Raw genomic sequence first — 19,140 nt, 5'->3', positions numbered from 1 at the left:
ATTTAAGTTTATTTATGAAGTTAAAGTACTACCTGGTAGCACTGCTTTCATCATTGTTTTTGCAGAATAGTGCTAGCTCTAAAACAATTCTGGATAAGGAAATATTTTATGCAGAACTAGATGGGGAAGTAGATTTGAGATTCGGCTACGCTTTCAACAGAGACTCTTTTGATACTAAGTCCAAGGACAAGGTTTCAAGTTATTCAAACTTGCGCTTTCTTTATTTACAGCAAGTTTATCCAAATACTCAAATGGGGGTTAATGTTAAGGCAGGGGTTTCTGGTATTGCAAACCTAAAAGCGTTAGACATAGAAAAGTTAGACATGGAGGAAGGGTATTTCATCATTAAAAATCAGGGACTTGGATCAATTGAATATGGTAAAAGAAGTTTAGTTAGTCAGAGCATGTTAATTAACACTTCAAAAATTTATGCAGCTGCTGGAGGAGTAAATGGTCATTGGACAAACTATGCAAATTTGCGCGGTGATCATAAAAAAGATGGTGACCCTGGATATAATCAAGACAAGGTGTTCTGGGTCAAGCCCAATATTTATAGCGATTATAATGAACTCGAACTAGGGTTAAAACAATCATCAATTAACTACATCTCCCCTGAAATCTATAACTTTCAACTCGGATTCAGTTATGTTCCAGGAAAAAATAACTTACAGTACAGCAATTTAATTGCTGCTGGCCTTTCCTATAAAAACAGCTTGTCAGATGATATAGGTTTTACTACTGCTTTGACTGGTGAATTTGCAAGAGAAAATTTAACTGGTTGCTCAGATGGAACTTCTAAAAATTATGAATGTCGCAATCAATTACTGCACTGGAATTTTGGTTTGAAGCTAAAATTGTTCGATCTTGATTGCATTTTTTCGTATGGTAATGGTGGTGAATCTGGTGAGAGGCGTAATCCTGAAATAAATAATACGTATTATATGAATGCAGGTATCGCTTACCATTCTGATTCTTACAAATCAAGCTTAACATATTTTAGTAGTGGTAGGGATATTGCAGGCGAAGGTACAAATGAGTTAACATCATATGCTTTAAGCCTTGAAAATTCTCTTTTTTTAGGTACTTCATACTATTTCGATATTGTAAAGTTTAGTACAAAAGAGCCTAAAATAGAAAATAACAACTCTGGTTATGTGTTCTTGGCTGGACTGAAATTAAGTTTTTAATATTGCCTCCTTCCAACACTCTTTTCTGTCATCCAAGGTAACCGTTCACAGATTTCCACTTAATTTTTCAATCTCACTCATGGAGAGGCCAGTAAACTGACCTTACCCAGAAAAAGTGGAGAGAAAGAAAAGAGTTTTTTTGGGTAAAATAAAATTTTGGAGGATTAGAAATGGCAAGAGAATATACGGCAGAATTCAAATTGGAAGCTGTTAAGCTGGCAAATGAACAAAGAAAGGTAGGTCAACCAGTTGCAAAAGTAGCAAGAGATCTAGGAATAAGGGATAGTGTATTAGGAAAATGGATGAAGAAATATAACGAAAAAAAGTCAGCGGCAAATGCATTTCCAGATGTAGCACCTTATGACAAAGAGAGGTTTGATTTACAAAGCAAGAGTAACAAGGGAAAGAGACATTTAAAAAAAAGCCCTGGCCAGTCAAAAAGAGTAAAATATTTTTTTATAAAAGAGCATAGTAACTGCTATAAAGTACAGGAATTATGTAGGATTTTCTGCTAGTGGCTACTATAGCTCTTTCCACAGAAGTCCGGATATGATAAGATTAAGGATAGATGGCGATAAGGAGGTTGGATGCCGGCAGCATATAGTTATGATTTAAGAAAAAAAGCAATGGAAGCACTAGACGAAGGGGAAAGCAGAGAAGCAGTGGCAGCAAGATTTAAAATTGGACGAACTACTTTGTGGGAGTGGCAGCAAAGAAAAAAAGAAACAGGCGACTTTCAGTCAAAAAAACTCGGTAATGGAGGTTACAATCAGAAAATTATCGACTGGAATAAGTTTATCGAATTTGCTAAAAAACACGGTAGAAAAACTCTGTCGGAAATGGCTAAACTTTGGGGCAACGTTAGTATCCAAACGATCCACCGAGCTCTCAGAAAAATTGGATTTACGCGCAAAAAAAGACATATGGATACAAGGAAAGGAACGAAGAAAAACGTGCTGAATTCTTAAAAATTATAGCAACAAAAGAACCAGAAAACTTAGTGTATATAGATGAGTCTGGGATTGATAACACGGAGGACTATCCATATGGGTATTGCCAGAAAGGACAGCGATTTTATGCCCTAAAATCTGGAAAAAAAACTCAACGAATCAGCATGGTTGCAGCCTTAAGTAGAAGAAAGATAGTTGCTCCATTAACATTTGAAGGCCACTGTAATATGGATATTTTTAATGGATGGTTTGAGCAATTTTTGGCACCGATCTTAGAACCTGGACAAACTGTCATTCTTGATAATGCTACTTTTCATAAGTCTGATAAGCTTATCAAGCTCGCTAAAGGAGTCGGTGCAGAAATTTTGTATCTGCCGCCTTATTCTCCAGATTTTAACAAAATTGAGCATCATTGGTTTGCTATAAAAAACAGAGCCAGGAAAAACATTCCTCTATTCGAATCCTTTCGTCGTGCTGTTGATTCTGCCTTCCTATGACCTATTCGGACTATTATGAGAAATGCTATAGCTCTAGGGTCGCAGCTTTACGGGCATTGTGATTTAAGCCTACCAGATCCAAGTAGTCAGCTACTTGCATGACACCCTGACAACCGTCATCCCGCTACGTGTTAGCGGGATCTAGAGATACCGCGAATGAATCGCAGTATGACGGTTCGTGGTGGTATGACAGTTCGTGGCGGTATGACGGTTCGCGGTGGCATGACGATAACTTCGTCATTCCGCTATGTGTTAGCGGCTAAGAGATACCGCGGCGGTATGACGGTCTGCGGCGGTATGACGGTTAAGCAATTCGTCATCCCGCTACATGTTAGCGGGATCTCTTGTTAGCGGATGAGATACCGCGAATGAATCGCGGTATGACGGTTAAGTACGTGTTAGCGGCTAAGAGATACTGCGGCGGTATGACGTAGAGCTCGCGTTAGCTATAAGATTAGCTAACATTTTGCACGTCCATAAAAAACAAACCTTCTTTTTCGTCTTGAACGCTAATAATAGCGTGAGTGTTAAAAGGTAAAGGATCATTTGTATGTCCATGGCCTACCCCTTTCATAGTAAATACAGGAAAGTTAACACTTTTTGCAAACCTTTCTTTTACAACTTCAACAAGGTTATCATTATAGCAGTTAACGAAATCCCCAAAGATTACTGCATGTACTCCATCAAAGATGTGAGCTTGTTTTAGGTGATCTAAACTGCGCTCTATTGCGTATGGGTAGACTCTTATGTCCTCTAAAAATAGAATTTTACCTTTCGCATTTATTTGCCAAACAGTTCCTATACTGTTTTCAACTAAAGTCATATTACCACCGATGATTTTAGACTCTAATCTGCCATCTTTTAGTCTAATGCCATTATTTATCGTCTTTAGGTTATCAAATCTGATAGAATCCCGCTTGTTAAGAATTAACTCTTTCAATTTTTCAACAGAGCTTTCAGAAACGGAGTTATTTACTATCATTTCCAACATGGTGCCGTGAAGAGTTTGCCAATCATATTTAGCTTGTAGATGGATGTGCAAGGCAGTTATATCGCTATAGCCTATGAGGATCTTTTTGTTTTGAGCAATCCTTTCTTTTTTATCATTGGGTAACTTTTCTAGATAGGGAATTAACCGAGAAGCCCCTTCTCCTCCTCTGATACACCAGATTATTTTACTATCACCGGTTAGTGCACTAATCAAATCATTTGCTCTGAATTCATCAGAGTTGGAATAAAATGGATTATCATTACTATATATTTTCTCCGAAATATGGGGATTAAAATCCAAAGCTTCTACATATTCTTTTATAGTAGTCAGATCTGATTCTTTTCCCTTCGAAGAAGGAGCAATAATATCAACTTGGTCGATTGCATGAATACCTGTGTTAGCACATAAAGTGAGAATGAAATATAAAAGGTAAACAATCATTAAAATATCTTATAAAACTCTTTTTTTAGTATATCATCCAATTCAGAGAGTGGAACTTTCACTCCTAGTTCTTCCATTGACGTGACGCCATAACCTTGCAACCCACAAGGAATAATACCCTTATAGTGAGAGAGGTCTGGAAAGACGTTAAGCGCTATGCCATGATAAGTTACCCATTTTCTTAAGCGAATACCAAAAGCTGCAATTTTTTTTTCTACTCCGTTATGGTTTACCCAAATGCCTATTCTATCTTCTCTAAACTCTCCAAGTATATTAAATTGCTTTAAAACATTTATGATCCACTTACTTAGATCTCTAATATATAGCTTTATATCGCATTTGTTTCTTTTTTTAAGGTTTAACATTAAATATATAATGCGCTGTCCTGGACCATGATATGTGTGTTTACCACCCCTTCCTGTTTTATATATGGGAAATAGTTTTTCAACAATATCATCAGCTGTTGCACTGATTCCTGCAGTGTAAAGTGGAGGGTGCTGGAGTAGCCATACCAATTCGTCTGCTGAATTATTGTGAATTTGTTGAATTTTCTCTTCCATAGATTTTACAGCGCAGTTATAATCAATAAGCTGATTAGATATTAGCCATTCTATCATGTTCTATTTCTTTTTTTTTAGTATAGCAGTGCGTTCTTTTCCTGTCACCCAAGTGCTTTCCTTCCGTCATCCCAGTGCGTGACACTGGGATCTATGTCTTAGTTTAACTACAGAATCTAAAACACTTTTAACTTTTAAACATCTTTCATGAGGCATATATGAATCTCAATATTTTTCAAAGAAAAAAAAGCGCAGTATTTACTAAATATTCTGCTTTGCAGCTAATGATGGAGCCAAGTTGGAGTAAGCGTGATTATGTAAGTTTTGCTGAGGAAGGTTACATAAAAAATGTTATTGCCTTTCGAGCAATCAATATGATTGCAAGTGCTGCATCTTCGGTACCTTTTACTCTCTGCCAGCTTACTGATCAGGGAAAATCACAATTAAAAGCCCATCCATTACTGAAATTACTTTATTCTCCTAATCCAATGACATCAAAATCGGAATTTATTGAGGGGATTGTAACTTATCGGTTAGTTAACGGCAATTCTTATATATTGATGGTTGAGTCGCAGAACAATAGAAAACCACCAACAGAGCTTTATCTTCTGCGCCCCGATAGGGTTGAAATTGTTCCAGGGAGAAATAACGTTCCTTATAACTATCGTTATGCCATAAATAACAACAGTTATGACTTTAAAGTTGATAAACTAACCGGACGTTCAGCAGTGTTGCACCTAAAGACCTTTAACCCTTTGAATGATTGGTATGGGCTATCACCAATTGAGGCAGCTGCGTATAGCATAGATCAGCATAATCAAGCGGGTGCTTGGAATCAAGCGATGTTGCAAAATGGGGCAAGACCAAGTGGTGCAATAGTTGTGAAATCAGCGAAAGATGGAAGTGGTGGAAGTTTAAGTCAAGAGCAGTACCAACGCTTAAAAGCGCAGATAAATGATCATTATTCAGGTTCTATAAACGCTGGAAGACCGATATTGCTTGAAGGAGGCTTGGAGTGGAAGGAGATGAGTCTTTCGCCGAGGGATATGGATTTTATTGAGTCCAAACACAGCTCAGCTCGTGATATTGCGCTAGCTTTTGGCGTTCCACCGCAATTGCTTGGCATACCGGGTGATAACACTTATAGCAATTTAGTCGAAGCACGCTTATCCCTCTGGGAGCAGACGGTTTTACCAACGCTAGAAAATATTATCTGTCACCTGAATTCTTGGCTAACACCAAAATTTGGTGAAGATCTGTGCTTGTCGTATGACAAAGATGCAATAGAAATTCTCATGGAAAAAAGACAAAAGTTGTGGAAATACGTAGAAAACGCAAGCTTCATGACGCTCAACGAAAAGAGAGAAGCATTTGGCTTGCCACCATTGCCGGGTGGTGATGAGTTAGGTTAAGTTTGTATCCGTTCAGATGAGTTCATTGTCCCCTAAACCGTACGCCTAAGTAAATCAACCATTTCTCTTGCTGACTAAAGCGGTGAAGATTTGGTCTACATCAAAACTCATCTTAGGACGCCAAATAGGGCCATCCAAATGCATATCGATATAGATTGGATTACTATAATTTGGTGGTATGAAAAAGAACCTGAATATAGAAGCTAAAGCGAAGTTAGATAAGGTTAAATTAGAAGAGATCGATCCTGATGCTTGATCAATCCCGAACTGTAAACTAGTTGAACATATACCACTCTTAATACTTGCTTTTCCGCTAATATTTTCAAAAAATGTCTTGCCATTATATATATCAACATAAGCAAGTGTGGAAATTTCAGATTTATTCTTACTGCTTAACAAATTAGTGATAAATGAATTGAAATCTACATTAGTAACTTCTATTCCTTGCGCTTGTAAGTTTACATCTCCTGATAAGTTACTAGCCCAATCATGAAAACTTTTTCCTTGAGTTTTGATTTCACTATTTAAGCTTACCTGACCATTTACATTGTCAATTCCTATAACCTTACCAATCTTTTTAGTGTCCAAATTTACAATAGAAAACCTTGTATTTATTGAGTCTGATCTTAAATAACCCTGAAAAAACACTTGCCCGCGTTCTAATACGTAACTTGCCTGCCTGATAGTGATAGTGTTGTTTCTCATTACCGCATCCAAATTAAAATCTTTCAAAACATTATGCTCGGTTTTAAATTCTGCAGTATTGATTTGCACATTTGCATCAAAGCCTTCTTTGTCATCCAAAAAATCAAGCTGCTTTGTTGACCATTGAATTTGATCTATCTCATTTCTTGAATTTCTTTTCGTCTCTACTAAATTTGGTAATGTAATAATTTTTCCATTAAATTTACTGCCCGTAAGGTTAACATCTAATAAAGGTTTGGCGTATTTTTGATCTGCTAATATTTTTGCATTACCGGTAATATCGAAATCTTCTCCAGATAGTTTTATTTTATCTGCAACTAGCTTACCTTTTTCCATTTTCAGCAAAAAATCCAAATTTTTAATTTTCGTATCATTCAATGTAAGGTTATTAACACGGGCCTTTATATTTGTATCATACTGAAAATTTTTCAGCCATTGCATTTTAGGTAAACTGCTAAATAATGAATGATCATATTTATCTGCATCAAGATTATGCATGCTAAATTCACCATCGATCACACTGCGTTTTTTTGTGTGGCTTACTCTAATTGATCCTTGCAAGGATTCCTTATTATTTAGCAGTCTAATGTCTGAGATAGATAATATTCTTGGTGCAAGGTGCAGTTTAGAACTTAGTGTAAATTGATTTTTCTGGTTTTCTTTCATCCTTATAGAAGGGAAAAAACATGAAATGAATGACTCAAAATCATTTCCTTCGACTAATAAATCACCGTTGAATTCAGATAGGACATTATTGTTTGAGATCTCTCCTGATAAGTAAGATATATTATTGATTCCAGGAAATTTAAGAAGCGTATTAACTTTTACTTTGCCATCAGTGGATTTTAGTACAGCACGGAAATTGTCCAATATTTTGTTTTGATATTGAATGTTAGAAGCTTCCATATTAAAATTTAAGCTCAAGTTCTTTGGCACAACTGCTCTAAAACATTCCAGAAGATCCTTCATATTCATTGTTCTTTGTGAATCATTTTGTATGGAATCTAAATCAACTTTACTGAAGCTAATATTGAAATTAGTGTGATTGCCTTTTCTATCATTTTGTATTGTACCGCTGGCTTGCATGCTTTTGGAATCAATTTTTAAGTCAGTTGCCGTAAACTCACTTTCATTAAGACTTATATTGGATGATATCTTGATATTTTCGCTAGGAATAACACAAGAGAGAAAGCTAAGATTAATGATTTTTGCTAAATCACTCACAGAACCGGAACTGTTATTAATTGTTAATGTTAAATTACCCTGGAGTTCTTCTTGATTTCTATTACCTGTAAATAGCAAATTTACAAAATTTGATTCAACACTAATGTGTACATTCCTTTTTGTGATATTAATCTTTCCTGAAAAATCGTAATTATTATCACCTACCTTTACTTTACCAAAAAACTGCTTATTTTTTTTTACAGCAACTTCCTTTATGTTAACAATATCAGCGAAATCATTCTTGAAACTTACTTGGCTGTCTTTTATTACTATATTGACTGTGTTACCACTGGCGTTTGTATTTATAATATTAAGTAAATTTTCTTTGTTGCTTTTCATGCCAAACAATGTGATTGACTTTGGTTGCAACGAAAATAAAAACAACGATAGGAACGATGGCCTTATTTCAATTTTTCTTACACTAATTAAATCTGACAACTTTTGCTCTTTATTTTCGTTGTATTGTACGTATACATTATAAATAGTGAGCTTTGGGGTAATCAACGAAACTTTAATTTTTCCCCCAATATGCACTTTAGCATCATACGTCTTCTCTAACTCTTTTATGATATATTTCCTGTAGCCACTCCAATCCTTAAAAGTTGCAGCAACATGCATGAGAATTAATAGCAGTGAGATTGATAATATAGCATATAAAGAAAGTCTCATAATTTACACATGCTTAAAGTTTCCCTTAAATATTAAATAGAGAATACCAAAATAAACAATAACACTCAAAGCTATTAAAGTCGTTAAATAAACAATACGAGCCAACATTTTATCAAAAAATAATCCTGCCAACAAAGAATTAAAAATATAAAGGGCTATTGACATGACTGCCGTTGCTACAAAAATTTTCATGACATTTAACAATAACGCTTGGCTAACCTTATACATTTTATTTATTGTTAAATAACTAATTAATAGAATAGAGTTTATCCAAGTGGAAACGGAAGTAGCAATAGCAATCCCCGTATGCTGATACTCGTTCATTAACAAAAGGTTTAGCACTACATTAATTCCAAGACACATTAGCGAAAATATGGTTGGTATTTTCAGATTGCCTTTAGCAAAAAATGTAGGTAGCAATACTTTATTTATAATAAATGCAGGTAAAGAAAGAGAAAATGCTATTAAAGTGGGAACAGTTTGCTGCATTGCATAATGATCAAACCGGCCGTAAGAAAAAAGCGTAAGTAAAATTATGTCGGGAATAATGATAAAGGCAGCAGTTGTTGGCATAATTAACATTAATCCTATGTTGAGAGCCTTGTTCTGTATTTTGACTATATTTTCAGTATTATCCACCTGTTTTGAAATTAAAGGAAGAAGCACTGTACCAATTGCAGTACCGATTATTCCCTGCGGTAGTTGATTTAGTCTATCGGCATAATATATATAGGACACCGCATTTGGTATAAAACTCGCCATGATTGTATCAATCCATAAGCTTATTTGAGTTACACAATTGTTGATAATTGCAGGTATCACACGCTTAAAAAATAACCTTACTTCATTGCTTAATTCAAGGCTAAAAGAAAAAGCTGCCTTTAACTTGTATGCACTAAATAGTATCAAAAGTAGCTGGAAAATTCCTCCTATAAGGACAGCTATAGAAAGGTTGTGCGCTGGAGTTTTTACGTAAGGCACAAACAAACTGATGATTAAACAGAGATTCAAAACGATTGGTGCAATAGCTGTTGAAGCAAAATGCTGCTTTACTTGCAGCATTCCACCAATAAGTGATGCAATTGAAACAAAGATTATGTAGGGCATCATAATTCTTGATAAAGTAACAGTAAGGGTAAACTTACTTTGGTCAAATCCAGGAGCAAAAATTTGAATCATATAAGGGGAGAAAGTTTGCATGATAAGGCAAAAAATTACTAAGATAATAAACGTAATGGATATTACACTACTTGCAAAATTAAATGCCTTTTTATTATCATATGATTCTGTCGAATATAATGGTATGAATGAGGTAGTGAACGCTCCTTCTGCAAAAAATGCTCGAAATAGATTGGCAAAACGAAACGAAGAAAAAAATATGTCTGCAAGAGAGTTCGCACCAATAACCGTAGCAATCAATACATCTCTTATTAACCCTGAGATCCTTGAAATAGCCGTAAAAAAACTAAATGTGAAAATACTTTTAAACATACCACTACTTCATTAGTGTCAATACAATTAACTATAATGGTAAAAGTATCAATGAAAATATTTATTGGCTAAACTTAAAACCCTCTGCAAAAGGAGAGTTAAATAATCAATTGACTATTTGCGCTCTTATGTTAGAAATTTTATATCTTGGCGGGCGTAGCTCAGTTGGTAGAGCGTCAGTTTGTGGTACTGAATGTCGCCAGTTCGATCCTGGTCGCTCGCCCCACTAAAACCCGATAATTTGAAAAACCGTCATCCCGCTGCTTGTTAGCGGGATCTAGAGATACCGTGACGGTATGACGTGAGTTAGCTATACATTGGCCACTGATGATTGAAATAGTTAATTACTGTAAAATTTGACATTAACCGCTAATAGTTAGAATATTAGTAGAGTAAGAATTACTCAAGAAGGCATGCATAAATATGATGTAGTAGTAGTAGGTGGTGGTCATGCAGGGTGCGAAGCTGCTGCTGCTGCAGCTCGCCTTGGTGCAAACACGCTGCTTATAACTCATAAAATTTCAACTATAGGGGAAATGTCCTGCAATCCAGCAATCGGAGGAGTTGCAAAGGGCGTTGTAGTCAGGGAAGTTGACGCTCTTGATGGAATAATGGGAAGAGCAATCGATCAAGCAAGTATACACTCAGTCATTTTAAATAGCAGCAGAGGTGCGGCGGTGTGGGGACCACGTGCACAGGCAGACCGAAAATTGTACAAGCAAGCAATACAGGAAATTATTCTAAATTATAACAATTTGACGGTAAAAGAAGAGTCGGTTGACGATTTCCTTATAGAGAGTAATAACAATGGAGAATTGTGCATTAAAGCTGTAATAACAAGCTCAGGGGAACATATACTAACAGGTAAAGTTGTTTTAACTACGGGAACTTTCCTGCAAGGTGTAATTCATATAGGAGAGCAGGTAACTCCTTCAGGGAGAATGGGAGATAAGCCTGCAGTAGAACTTGCAAATACGTTGAAGAAATATAATTTTAAATTAGGTAGATTGCGCACCGGAACTCCGCCAAGGCTTGATCGTGGCACTATAAACTGGTCAATATTGCAAGAACAAGTGGGTGATAATCCACCTGTGCCGTTTTCTTATCTCACAGAAAAAATTAACCAACCTCAGGTATCATGCTTTATTACCCATACTAATGAAAACACGCATAAAATAATTAGAGAGAATCTGCACAGGTCAGCTTCTTCGTATTTGGATGATATTATAGCACCAAGATACTGCCCATCCATTGAAACTAAGGTTAAAAAATTCGCAGAAAAAAGTAGTCATCAAATATTTTTAGAACCAGAGGGCTTGAATGATGATACTATATACCCGAACGGAATTTCAAATTCATTGCCTATTGAAGTGCAGTGTGAAATGATAAAGAGTATCAAGGGACTTGAAAATGCAGAAATACTAAGACCTGGATATGCAGTTGAGTATGACTATATTGATCCACGAGAACTAAGCCATACTCTTGAAACTAAGAAAATTAAAGGCCTATATTTTGCTGGCCAAATTAATGGCACTACTGGATATGAAGAAGCAGCAGGGCAAGGAATTATTGCCGGAATTAATGCAGCACTCTCTGCATCTGAAAAAAAAGAAAGCTTTGTTCTTCATCGCACAGACTCATATATCGGCGTAATGATAGATGATCTAGTCACCAAAGGGGTGATCGAACCTTATAGATTATTTACCTCACGTGCAGAATATAGGCTAGCTATCAGGTCAGACAATGCAGATAGAAGATTAACACAAAAAGGTTATGATATTTCCCTTGTTTCGCATGAGAGATACTCTGTTTTACAGAATAAACTTGAATCCATTAAGCAGCTTGAAGAGAAGTTAGGGAGTCTGACGATTACTCCTGAGCAGCTTAGGTCTTATGGTATCAAAATATCTTATGATGGGATAAGAAAAACGGCACTAGATTTACTTAGCTATCCAAACATCGACTGGAATAAATTACAAGAAATATGGCCGGAGTTAAGCAGCATCACGCGCTGGGATGGCACCGCAATGGGTAGCATAACTAAGAATGAAATATGCGAAGCGGTTGAAATTGAAGCAAAATACAAACCTTATCTAATAAGACAAGAAGCGGATATGAAGTTTTTACGAGAGGAAATTAACACTCAAATTCCAATTGATTTTAACTATTCACAAGTTAAAGGCCTGTCAAGTGAAGTAATAGAAAAGTTGCAGACGATAAAACCAGCGACGATTGGCATTGCAAAGCAAATACAAGGCATCACTCCTGCAGCGATAGTGAGCATATTAGTGTATTTGAGAAACAGGAAAACGAAAGTGGCTGCTAATTTTGTATGAGGTGTTCTATGTCAAAAATCGAAGAATTTCGTTCTTTTATGCACGAGATAAACGTTGATGCATTTATGTTGCATACTAAAGATGAATATTTAAATGAGTATTCAGAGGAGCTAACAAAGCTGTGTGGCTTTACAGGAACAAATGGGCTACTTATCGTTACAAAAGACAACAAGTGCCCATTTTTTACGGATGGACGCTATATCACACAAGCTCGCAATCAGCTCGATCGGGGCAATTTTCAAGTATATAATATACAAGAAGAGGATCCACGCGAATGGATAAAAGCAAACTTAACATCGACTGCCTCACTAGGTTATTATTTGCAATATTTTACCATAGAAGATATAAGAAAGTATGAGAATATCTGTAAATTAATACCCTGTTTAGCTGGAAAAAAAAGTGACTGTCGAAAACAAGCAGTGGTTTTACATTCTATTGAATATGCTGGTGAAAGTAGTAAGGACAAATGTGAAAAAATAGCTAAAAGCATAGATAAAGAAGCTGAAGTAGTGCTTTTAACTGATCCAAATTCAATTTCGTGGTTATTAAATTTAAGAAATGAAAATGCTAAATATACTCCATGTATATTGGGCCGTGCTATATTGTATAAAAGCGGTAATGTTGGTTTGTTTATTCAAGATAAAGAACATTCAACTATAGAAGCAAATTTAGGCAATCATATAAATATTTTTGATATTAGTGAGCTAGAAAATTCGCTGCACAAGCTAAATTCAATAGTCATGGATCCAAGCACAACTCCAATGAGTATCATGGCTGTAATAAAAGATAAACAGGTAGCTGAGAGAGAAGATCCTTGTCTAATTTATAAAGCAGCAAAAAACCAAACTGAAATAGCTGGGGCTATAAATGCGCATATCAGAGATGGAGTGGCAGTTACAAATTTTCTATATTGGCTTGAAAATAATGTTGGTACAGAACTTGAAGCTGAAGAAAAGATTTTAGAATACAGAAAAGAGCAGAATTTGTTTAAGCAACTAAGTTTTCCAATAATTTCAGCATTTAATGAGAATGGGGCAATAATTCACTATCGTGCAAGCAGTAAGACGAATAAAGTAATTCAGAAAGATGGACTGTATTTGATTGATTCTGGTGGCCAGTACCTTGACGGCACAACTGATGTGACAAGAACTGTAGCAATTGGCAATCCAACTGATGAACAAATAACCCACTATACAATAGTACTCAAAGCTCACATTGCTATAGCAAGTGTCATCTTTCCTCCTGGCACTACTGGTGGAGAATTGGATATATTAGCACGTACGCATTTATGGAAATTTGGAATGGACTATATGCATGGTACAGGGCATGGAGTAGGAAGTTACCTATCAGTACACGAAGGACCACAAGCAATATCAAAAAGTAATAAAGTGAAACTCACGCCAGGGATGATACTTTCCAACGAACCTGGCTATTACATTCCGGGAGAGTATGGAATAAGGATTGAAAATCTGATGTATGTCAACAGACAAGAAAACGGCTTCTTAAACTTTAAACAACTGACCTCTATTCCATATGATAGAAGACTAATAAATGTGCAAATGCTTACTAAGGATGAAATTGAATGGATAAATGGCTACCATCAATTTGTCTATAAAAACTTAGAAAATAGCGTAAAAGATAAGGAATGGTTAAAGAAGGTATGTGACCCTTTATAAGCAAAGGAGCATTTTTTATTATTTAAAAAGTATTAATGCAATTGTGACAGGTATTTTGTATTGTTTTTAATTTTAAAATAATATATAATAAAGAACACGTATTTTTAGGTAGGTTATAATTATGATAGACAAAGGGCAAGAAGATGAATTTATGAAGCAGTATATGGATACTTGCAAAGAGCAAATAGAAAAATTAGCCAAGGATCCTGAATTGCTTAATCAGACTTTAAAACCACTTATGCAAATGTCTCAGCAGCTTATGGCTGGTGGTATGTTAGAAGGGGCTATGCCTGGCATGATACCTGATTTGGGCAGTATGGATGTTAACAAGATGATTGCTCAGATGAAGGAAATGATTGACTACATAAGAGGTAACTATAAGGAACTAATGAAAGAGCACAGCTCGCAGATTCAAGAGCTTGATGAATCCAGTAAAAAGCTAAGAGGCTTAGTTAAAAAATTGATAGAAAAGATCGAAAGTAAGTAAATAACATCTGGATTTCTGTCATTCTATATACAACTTTCTAGTTGGACGGTAAGTCGAGGTCAATTATTGATGCCATGAAAGTAGCTGACACTGGTTCCTTTATGACGGCAGTGCCCAGAGGTGTCATCCCAGTGCTTGACACTGGAATCCAGGAAACTTAACTTTACACCAGGTAATAAGAACTGGATTCCAGTGTCAGCTACTTTCATCTGCCACGCGAATTGCCTGCAAATTGCAATGTTCATACAGTTATGAGCTAGTGTACATAATTGCACATGGGTTTTTACAAATTTGAAAATTAGTGTTAAATAAAAATATAAATGCAAAAGGAAAAGAAATGATTGAACTTAAAGGCCCAGAAATTTGTGCAGGCGGAAATAAGAAAAATTTGATTATTTTTTTACATGGTTGGGGCTCAAGTGGCGATAATTTCATTCACCTTGCTAAAGTTATGAGCAAGTTTTTACTGGGTTCATATTTTGCAGTACCCAATGCTCCGTTTGAAAGAGAAATAGGTGATGGTTATCAGTGGTTCAGCTTGGAAGATCGTAGTGAGGAAGCGCTATATAATGGAGTAAAAAATGCTACATCAATTGTAAATCATTTCATTGATACAAAATTAAAGGAGCTTAATTTAAAAGATACGCAACTTTCTTTAGTTGGATTTTCTCAAGGAGCAATGCTTGCAATACATACAGCTCTCACCCGCTCTCAATCCTGTGCATCAGTTGTTGCATACTCTGGTAGATTTCTTTCACCTTCAAAAACTGCACCAGAGATCAAGTCAAAACCTAACATATGTGTTATCCATGGTGATGCTGACGACGTGGTACCTTTTTCGTCCCTCGACTTAGCGGTTAAAGCTCTGAAAGAAAATGGAGTAAATGTTGAAGGACACCCAATTCATGCATTAGGGCATATTATTAATGAAGAGGGAATAAAATTAGGAGTAGAATTTATCAAGAAGAATTTTAAAAATTAATTTTCATGCACTTGTTTTGCTTTGGTTATGGATATGTAGCTAAATTTTTATCGAAAAAATTACTGAACTTAGGTTGGAAAGTCAGTGGCACATCAAGAAGTAAAGATATACAAAATGTAATCCTCTTTAATTATGAGAAGGTTAGCCAAGATCTGCTTAAAAGCGCAACGCACGTTTTAATTTCTATTCCTCCAGATGGTGATGATGTTGTGGAGAGATACGGTGATTGCCTGCAAAATGTTAAATGGTTTGGTTATTTGTCTGCAACTAGCGTCTATGGTGATCACTCTGGTAATTGGGTGAATGAGGAATCTGAAACAAAACCTATAGAAATCAGAGGAGAAAAGCGCCTTAGATCTGAAAGGAAGTGGCTGAATAGCAGATTGCCTGTACATATTTTTCGTTTAGCTGGAATATACGGTCCTGGTAGGAACGTGTTAATTGACTTGCAGCTTAGCAAAGCAAGAAATGTGAAAAAAGAAGGGCATTTTTTTTCTCGTATTCACGTTGAAGATATATCGAATATTTTATTTTCTTCCATGCAAAACATAAAACCTGGTGAAATATACAATTGTGCAGACGATTTACCCACTACACAATCTGAAGTGATAATGTATGCAGCCAAACTTCTCAATGTTAGCCCTCCAGAGCCAATTGAGTTACCAGATTATGCACAGAGTTTTTATTTAGGATCAAAAAGAGTAAGTAATGTTAAAATTAAAAAAGATCTTAATGTCTCTCTAATTTATCCTAACTACAAGGTGGGATTAGAGAGTTTGCATGTAAAAAAAACTGAAATCACATCAGAATGATAGATAGGCTTATTGTCACTGCCATTAAGTTAAGGAAAGAATGGTTAAAAACTGAACTAAAAAGTCAGAAATAATTAAGGATTTATGACAAATGCTGAAACAGAATAGAGTAAACTTTAAAGCAGATAAACTCTGAAGTGTAAATTACTTAAGAAATAGTGACCTTACCCAGAAAAAGTGGAGAGAAAGAAAAGAGTTTTTTTGGGTAAAATAAAATTTTGGAGGATTAGAAATGGTAAGAGAATATACGGCAGAATTCAAATTGGAAGCTGTTAAACTGGCAAATGAACAAAGAAAGGCAGGTCAAACAATTACAAAAATAGCAAGAGATTTAGGAATAAAGGGTGGTTTATTAGGAAAATGGATAAAGAAACACAACGAAAAAAAGTCAGCGGCAAATGCATTTCCAGGTAGAGGTAACATGGCTCCTTACGACAAAGAGAGGTTTGATTTACAAAGCAAGAGTAACAAGGGAAAGAGACATTTAAAAAAAAGCCCTGGCCAGTCAAAAAGAGTAAAATATTTTTTCATAAAAGAGCATAGTAAACACTATAAAGTGCAGGAATTATGTAGGGTTTTCTGCTAGTGGCTACTATAAGTGGACCACAAGAAAAATAAGCAGTAGAGAATCAGCAAATAAAGAGCTACTCGCAGCTATTCAAAAAATATATCAAGCTTCTAAATGTAGATATGGAGCTCCTAAAATTCATGCTGAATTAAAGGCTTTGGGTAAAAGTTGCAACTTAAAAACAGTGCAAAGTATTATGCAGAAAAATGACATCAGGGCTATACTGAGAAGAAAGTTTAAAATTAAAAAACAACAAACAGATAATAGAGCTGTAGCTCCCAATATACTAGATCAAAACTTTATTGTTGATCAACCAAATAAAGTATGGGATTACTTACATCAAAACCAAGGAGGGATGGCTATATTTGGCAGCAATAATTCTCACGTATGGTAGTTAATGAGTAGTGCAATAAATAAACAATTGGTTATGAACTCTTTATTAATGGCCATTAATAGGCGTAAACCTGTTAAAAATCTACTGCTGCACAGTGACCAAGGTTCACAATATACTGCGCAAGGGTATCAATATCTCTTAGCTTCTAAGAAACTCCCTCTATTAGTTTATCTTGTTTTACCAAGATATAGCCAAATTCCTTTGCTCTTTTGATCAAATTTTTCACAGTTCTATCTTTATAGCGTGTTTCATAGTATTCCATTCCTTTTTCCACATATTCCTGCCCGTATTTGAGCATACTATAAAATATGCATGCTATTTTTCTTGCAGTAGCTGTTATTGCTTTTGGCGCTCCTAATCGTTTTTTTAATCTCCTGTAGTATGCACCCAATGAACTTTTACTATTTCCTACAGAATTAGCAGCCATTCGAAATGCATTCGCAGCACGATTAATGACTTTACGCGTTCTTGTGCTAAACACTTTTTCTCCTGTAATTTTATTGGCAGGGCTGAGTCCTAACCACGATGAAAAGTGCTTTTCTGTTGACCATTTATTATGGTTTATACCAGTTTCTGAAATTATGGTCTGTATACTTAGCACATCAAGTCCTGGAACTTTAGTAAAATCCATACCAGTTACTCGGTGCAGTTCTGCAAAGCAAAACCCGGCTTACTTTTGCTATACTTATTCTTTTCCTTACTCAGCTGTTTACTTTCGTAAGACTTTGTTTCAAACGTTTTATAATAGGCCTCAATATTTCTATCACACTCTGCTATTTTTTCTTGGTAAATATTATATAGTTCAAATTCTTGCCTTAGCGTGAATAGGTGCTCCTCCCTATAGTCACCAGATAACGCTTTTGCAATAGTGGATTTATTGTTTTTAATATTTGGACTCCTGAACTCAGCCAGTTTGTCAGGGTTCCTTTCACCTTCTACAATTGCTTTAATGATGTGCATTCCAATAACACCAGTAATATCACTTATAACTTTATGTAACTGAATATTCATTTGAATTAATGCCTTCTGCATACGTAGAACATGCGTAGATGCACTTTCAGTGAGAGTCTTACGTTGCCTAACATAACTACGCAGTATACATATTTGATTGTCTGGTCTAAATGACCCCTGAAGTAATCCGTAACTGTGCAGTTGTTGAAGCCATTGACAGTCTTGAACATTTGACTTCCTTCCAGGTACGTTCTTTACATGTTTTGCATTTACCAATTTTACTTCGAACCCAGATGATTCAAGTATTTGAAACAAAGGGATCCAGTATACTCCAGTAGATTCCATAGCTACAGTCGTAACTTTACACTTTTTTAACCACCGTGCTAAATTATGAAGATCTTCAGTAAAACAGCCAAATTTTTGAACACGTTGTTCATCTCTTCCTTCTGGTACACATGCGTAATGTACAGCTGAACCAATATCAATCCCCGCTGTATCAGGATTGACTATCTTTAATTTACTTTTTGCTTTTTTCATGGTAACCTTCTCTTTATAATTTACAATAGTGAAGCGCTTCAGCTTGGAATGGTTAAATAATACACTCTTCTAACCGAGGTAGTCTAAGGACTCCATCAATGGTTTAACCGTTTCCTCCAAAACCACGCTGCAAAACGGGCACTTAAGGCACCATTGCATAGTTCGGTTATAACTGCAGGAGCGCTTCTTGTAAATTATACCTAACTATTACTGAAAATCTAGATAGGGAGTTTTTTGTCTGGTTTAACAGACTTCATCCGTTCGGCGCTGTAA

Annotated in this window: 17 protein-coding genes, 1 tRNA gene and 1 pseudogene; 13 read left to right on the top strand and 6 right to left on the bottom strand. The window is 35.7% G+C overall.

Annotation, left to right across the window (positions count from 1 at the left end; all coding sequences use genetic code 11):
* Positions 1 to 14: 14 nt before the first annotated feature.
* From ABWU67_RS01175 to ABWU67_RS01165, 3 genes are all read left to right on the top strand, one after another.
* Complete coding sequence (locus ABWU67_RS01175) at positions 15 to 1,187, top strand: porin (protein ID WP_353282066.1); 1,173 nt, start codon at positions 15 to 17, stop codon at positions 1,185 to 1,187.
* Between the two features lie 170 nt (positions 1,188 to 1,357).
* Entirely contained in the window at positions 1,358 to 1,702 is a 345-nt protein-coding gene (locus ABWU67_RS01170; protein WP_353282065.1) for a transposase, read from the top strand.
* Positions 1,703 to 1,774: 72 nt separating this feature from the next.
* Positions 1,775 to 2,634 (top strand): IS630 family transposase gene (locus ABWU67_RS01165; RefSeq protein ID WP_156518142.1). Its coding sequence is split into 2 segments (ribosomal slippage): positions 1,775 to 2,099 and positions 2,099 to 2,634, totalling 861 coding nucleotides; the frame shifts between segments, so codons are not numbered across the junction.
* Between the two features lie 454 nt (positions 2,635 to 3,088).
* Here the strand turns inward: ABWU67_RS01165 and ABWU67_RS01160 are convergent.
* Both ABWU67_RS01160 and lipB read right to left on the bottom strand, forming a co-directional pair.
* The gene (locus ABWU67_RS01160) at positions 3,089 to 4,066 is read right to left on the bottom strand and encodes an LD-carboxypeptidase (RefSeq protein WP_341821916.1); all 978 of its coding nucleotides are present in this window, start codon (positions 4,064 to 4,066) and stop codon (positions 3,089 to 3,091) included.
* Positions 4,066 to 4,683: a lipoyl(octanoyl) transferase LipB gene (lipB, locus tag ABWU67_RS01155; RefSeq protein ID WP_341821915.1), complete on the bottom strand. Its 618-nt coding sequence runs from the start codon at positions 4,681 to 4,683 to the stop codon at positions 4,066 to 4,068. Before lipB ends, ABWU67_RS01160 begins: the two co-directional genes overlap by 1 nt.
* Before the next feature lie 158 nt (positions 4,684 to 4,841).
* On the opposite strand from lipB, the gene ABWU67_RS01150 reads away from it, so the two are divergent.
* Positions 4,842 to 6,035, top strand: a complete 1,194-nt coding sequence (locus ABWU67_RS01150) for a phage portal protein (protein WP_341821914.1) — start codon at positions 4,842 to 4,844, stop codon at positions 6,033 to 6,035.
* A gap of 54 nt (positions 6,036 to 6,089) precedes the next feature.
* Here ABWU67_RS01150 and ABWU67_RS01145 read toward each other — a convergent pair whose 3' ends face one another.
* Together ABWU67_RS01145 and murJ are read right to left on the bottom strand one after the other, a co-directional pair.
* Positions 6,090 to 8,633, bottom strand: coding sequence for an AsmA-like C-terminal region-containing protein (locus ABWU67_RS01145; RefSeq protein WP_353282064.1), 2,544 nt, complete (start codon positions 8,631 to 8,633; stop codon positions 6,090 to 6,092).
* A 3-nt stretch (positions 8,634 to 8,636) separates the two neighbouring features.
* On the bottom strand, positions 8,637 to 10,124 hold the full coding sequence (murJ, locus tag ABWU67_RS01140; protein WP_353282063.1) for a murein biosynthesis integral membrane protein MurJ: 1,488 nt from the start codon (positions 10,122 to 10,124) through the stop codon (positions 8,637 to 8,639).
* A gap of 150 nt (positions 10,125 to 10,274) precedes the next feature.
* Between murJ and ABWU67_RS01135 the strand changes: the two genes are divergently transcribed.
* The 4 genes from ABWU67_RS01135 (at position 10,275) to ABWU67_RS01120 (ending at position 14,623) form a co-directional block, all read left to right on the top strand.
* Positions 10,275 to 10,350, top strand: a tRNA-His gene (locus tag ABWU67_RS01135).
* 187 nt (positions 10,351 to 10,537) lie between these two features.
* Positions 10,538 to 12,460 (top strand): tRNA uridine-5-carboxymethylaminomethyl(34) synthesis enzyme MnmG, encoded by a 1,923-nt coding sequence (mnmG, locus tag ABWU67_RS01130; RefSeq protein WP_264339611.1) that lies wholly within the window; start codon positions 10,538 to 10,540, stop codon positions 12,458 to 12,460.
* 8 nt (positions 12,461 to 12,468) lie between these two features.
* Positions 12,469 to 14,136, top strand: coding sequence for an aminopeptidase P family protein (locus ABWU67_RS01125; protein ID WP_341821910.1), 1,668 nt, complete (start codon positions 12,469 to 12,471; stop codon positions 14,134 to 14,136).
* Positions 14,137 to 14,257: 121 nt separating this feature from the next.
* Entirely contained in the window at positions 14,258 to 14,623 is a 366-nt protein-coding gene (locus ABWU67_RS01120; protein ID WP_264373731.1) for a hypothetical protein, read from the top strand.
* A gap of 59 nt (positions 14,624 to 14,682) precedes the next feature.
* On the opposite strand, the gene ABWU67_RS01115 is transcribed toward ABWU67_RS01120, so the two are convergent.
* Complete coding sequence (locus ABWU67_RS01115; protein ID WP_264711441.1) at positions 14,683 to 14,868, bottom strand: hypothetical protein; 186 nt, start codon at positions 14,866 to 14,868, stop codon at positions 14,683 to 14,685.
* Between the two features lie 92 nt (positions 14,869 to 14,960).
* Here ABWU67_RS01115 and ABWU67_RS01110 point away from each other — a divergent pair, with 92 nt between their 5' ends.
* The 5 genes from ABWU67_RS01110 (at position 14,961) to ABWU67_RS07220 (ending at position 17,592) form a co-directional block, all read left to right on the top strand.
* Positions 14,961 to 15,605 carry an alpha/beta hydrolase gene (locus ABWU67_RS01110; RefSeq protein WP_015589325.1) on the top strand — a complete coding sequence of 215 codons (645 nt, stop codon included), beginning with the start codon at positions 14,961 to 14,963 and terminating at the stop codon, positions 15,603 to 15,605.
* Between the two features lie 5 nt (positions 15,606 to 15,610).
* The gene (locus ABWU67_RS01105) at positions 15,611 to 16,417 is read left to right on the top strand and encodes an SDR family oxidoreductase (RefSeq protein WP_209472450.1); all 807 of its coding nucleotides are present in this window, start codon (positions 15,611 to 15,613) and stop codon (positions 16,415 to 16,417) included.
* A 232-nt stretch (positions 16,418 to 16,649) separates the two neighbouring features.
* Positions 16,650 to 17,003 (top strand): transposase, encoded by a 354-nt coding sequence (locus ABWU67_RS01100; protein WP_353282062.1) that lies wholly within the window; start codon positions 16,650 to 16,652, stop codon positions 17,001 to 17,003.
* Entirely contained in the window at positions 16,957 to 17,379 is a 423-nt protein-coding gene (locus tag ABWU67_RS01095; RefSeq protein WP_353282218.1) for an IS3 family transposase, read from the top strand. Before ABWU67_RS01100 ends, ABWU67_RS01095 begins: the two co-directional genes overlap by 47 nt.
* A 3-nt stretch (positions 17,380 to 17,382) precedes the next feature.
* Positions 17,383 to 17,592: a hypothetical protein gene (locus ABWU67_RS07220; protein ID WP_405197159.1), complete on the top strand. Its 210-nt coding sequence runs from the start codon at positions 17,383 to 17,385 to the stop codon at positions 17,590 to 17,592.
* Here ABWU67_RS07220 and ABWU67_RS01090 read toward each other — a convergent pair.
* A pseudogene (locus ABWU67_RS01090) lies at positions 17,525 to 18,867 on the bottom strand (IS110 family transposase). The gene ABWU67_RS07220 and the pseudogene ABWU67_RS01090 overlap by 68 nt on opposite strands.
* Positions 18,868 to 19,140 lie beyond the last annotated feature (273 nt).

The organism is Wolbachia endosymbiont (group A) of Aleiodes leptofemur, from assembly GCF_964028465.1.
Taxonomy (GTDB): domain Bacteria; phylum Pseudomonadota; class Alphaproteobacteria; order Rickettsiales; family Anaplasmataceae; genus Wolbachia; species Wolbachia pipientis.
The sequence above is the reverse complement of the archived record's forward strand: the minus strand, read 5'-3'. Positions and strand labels throughout refer to the sequence as shown.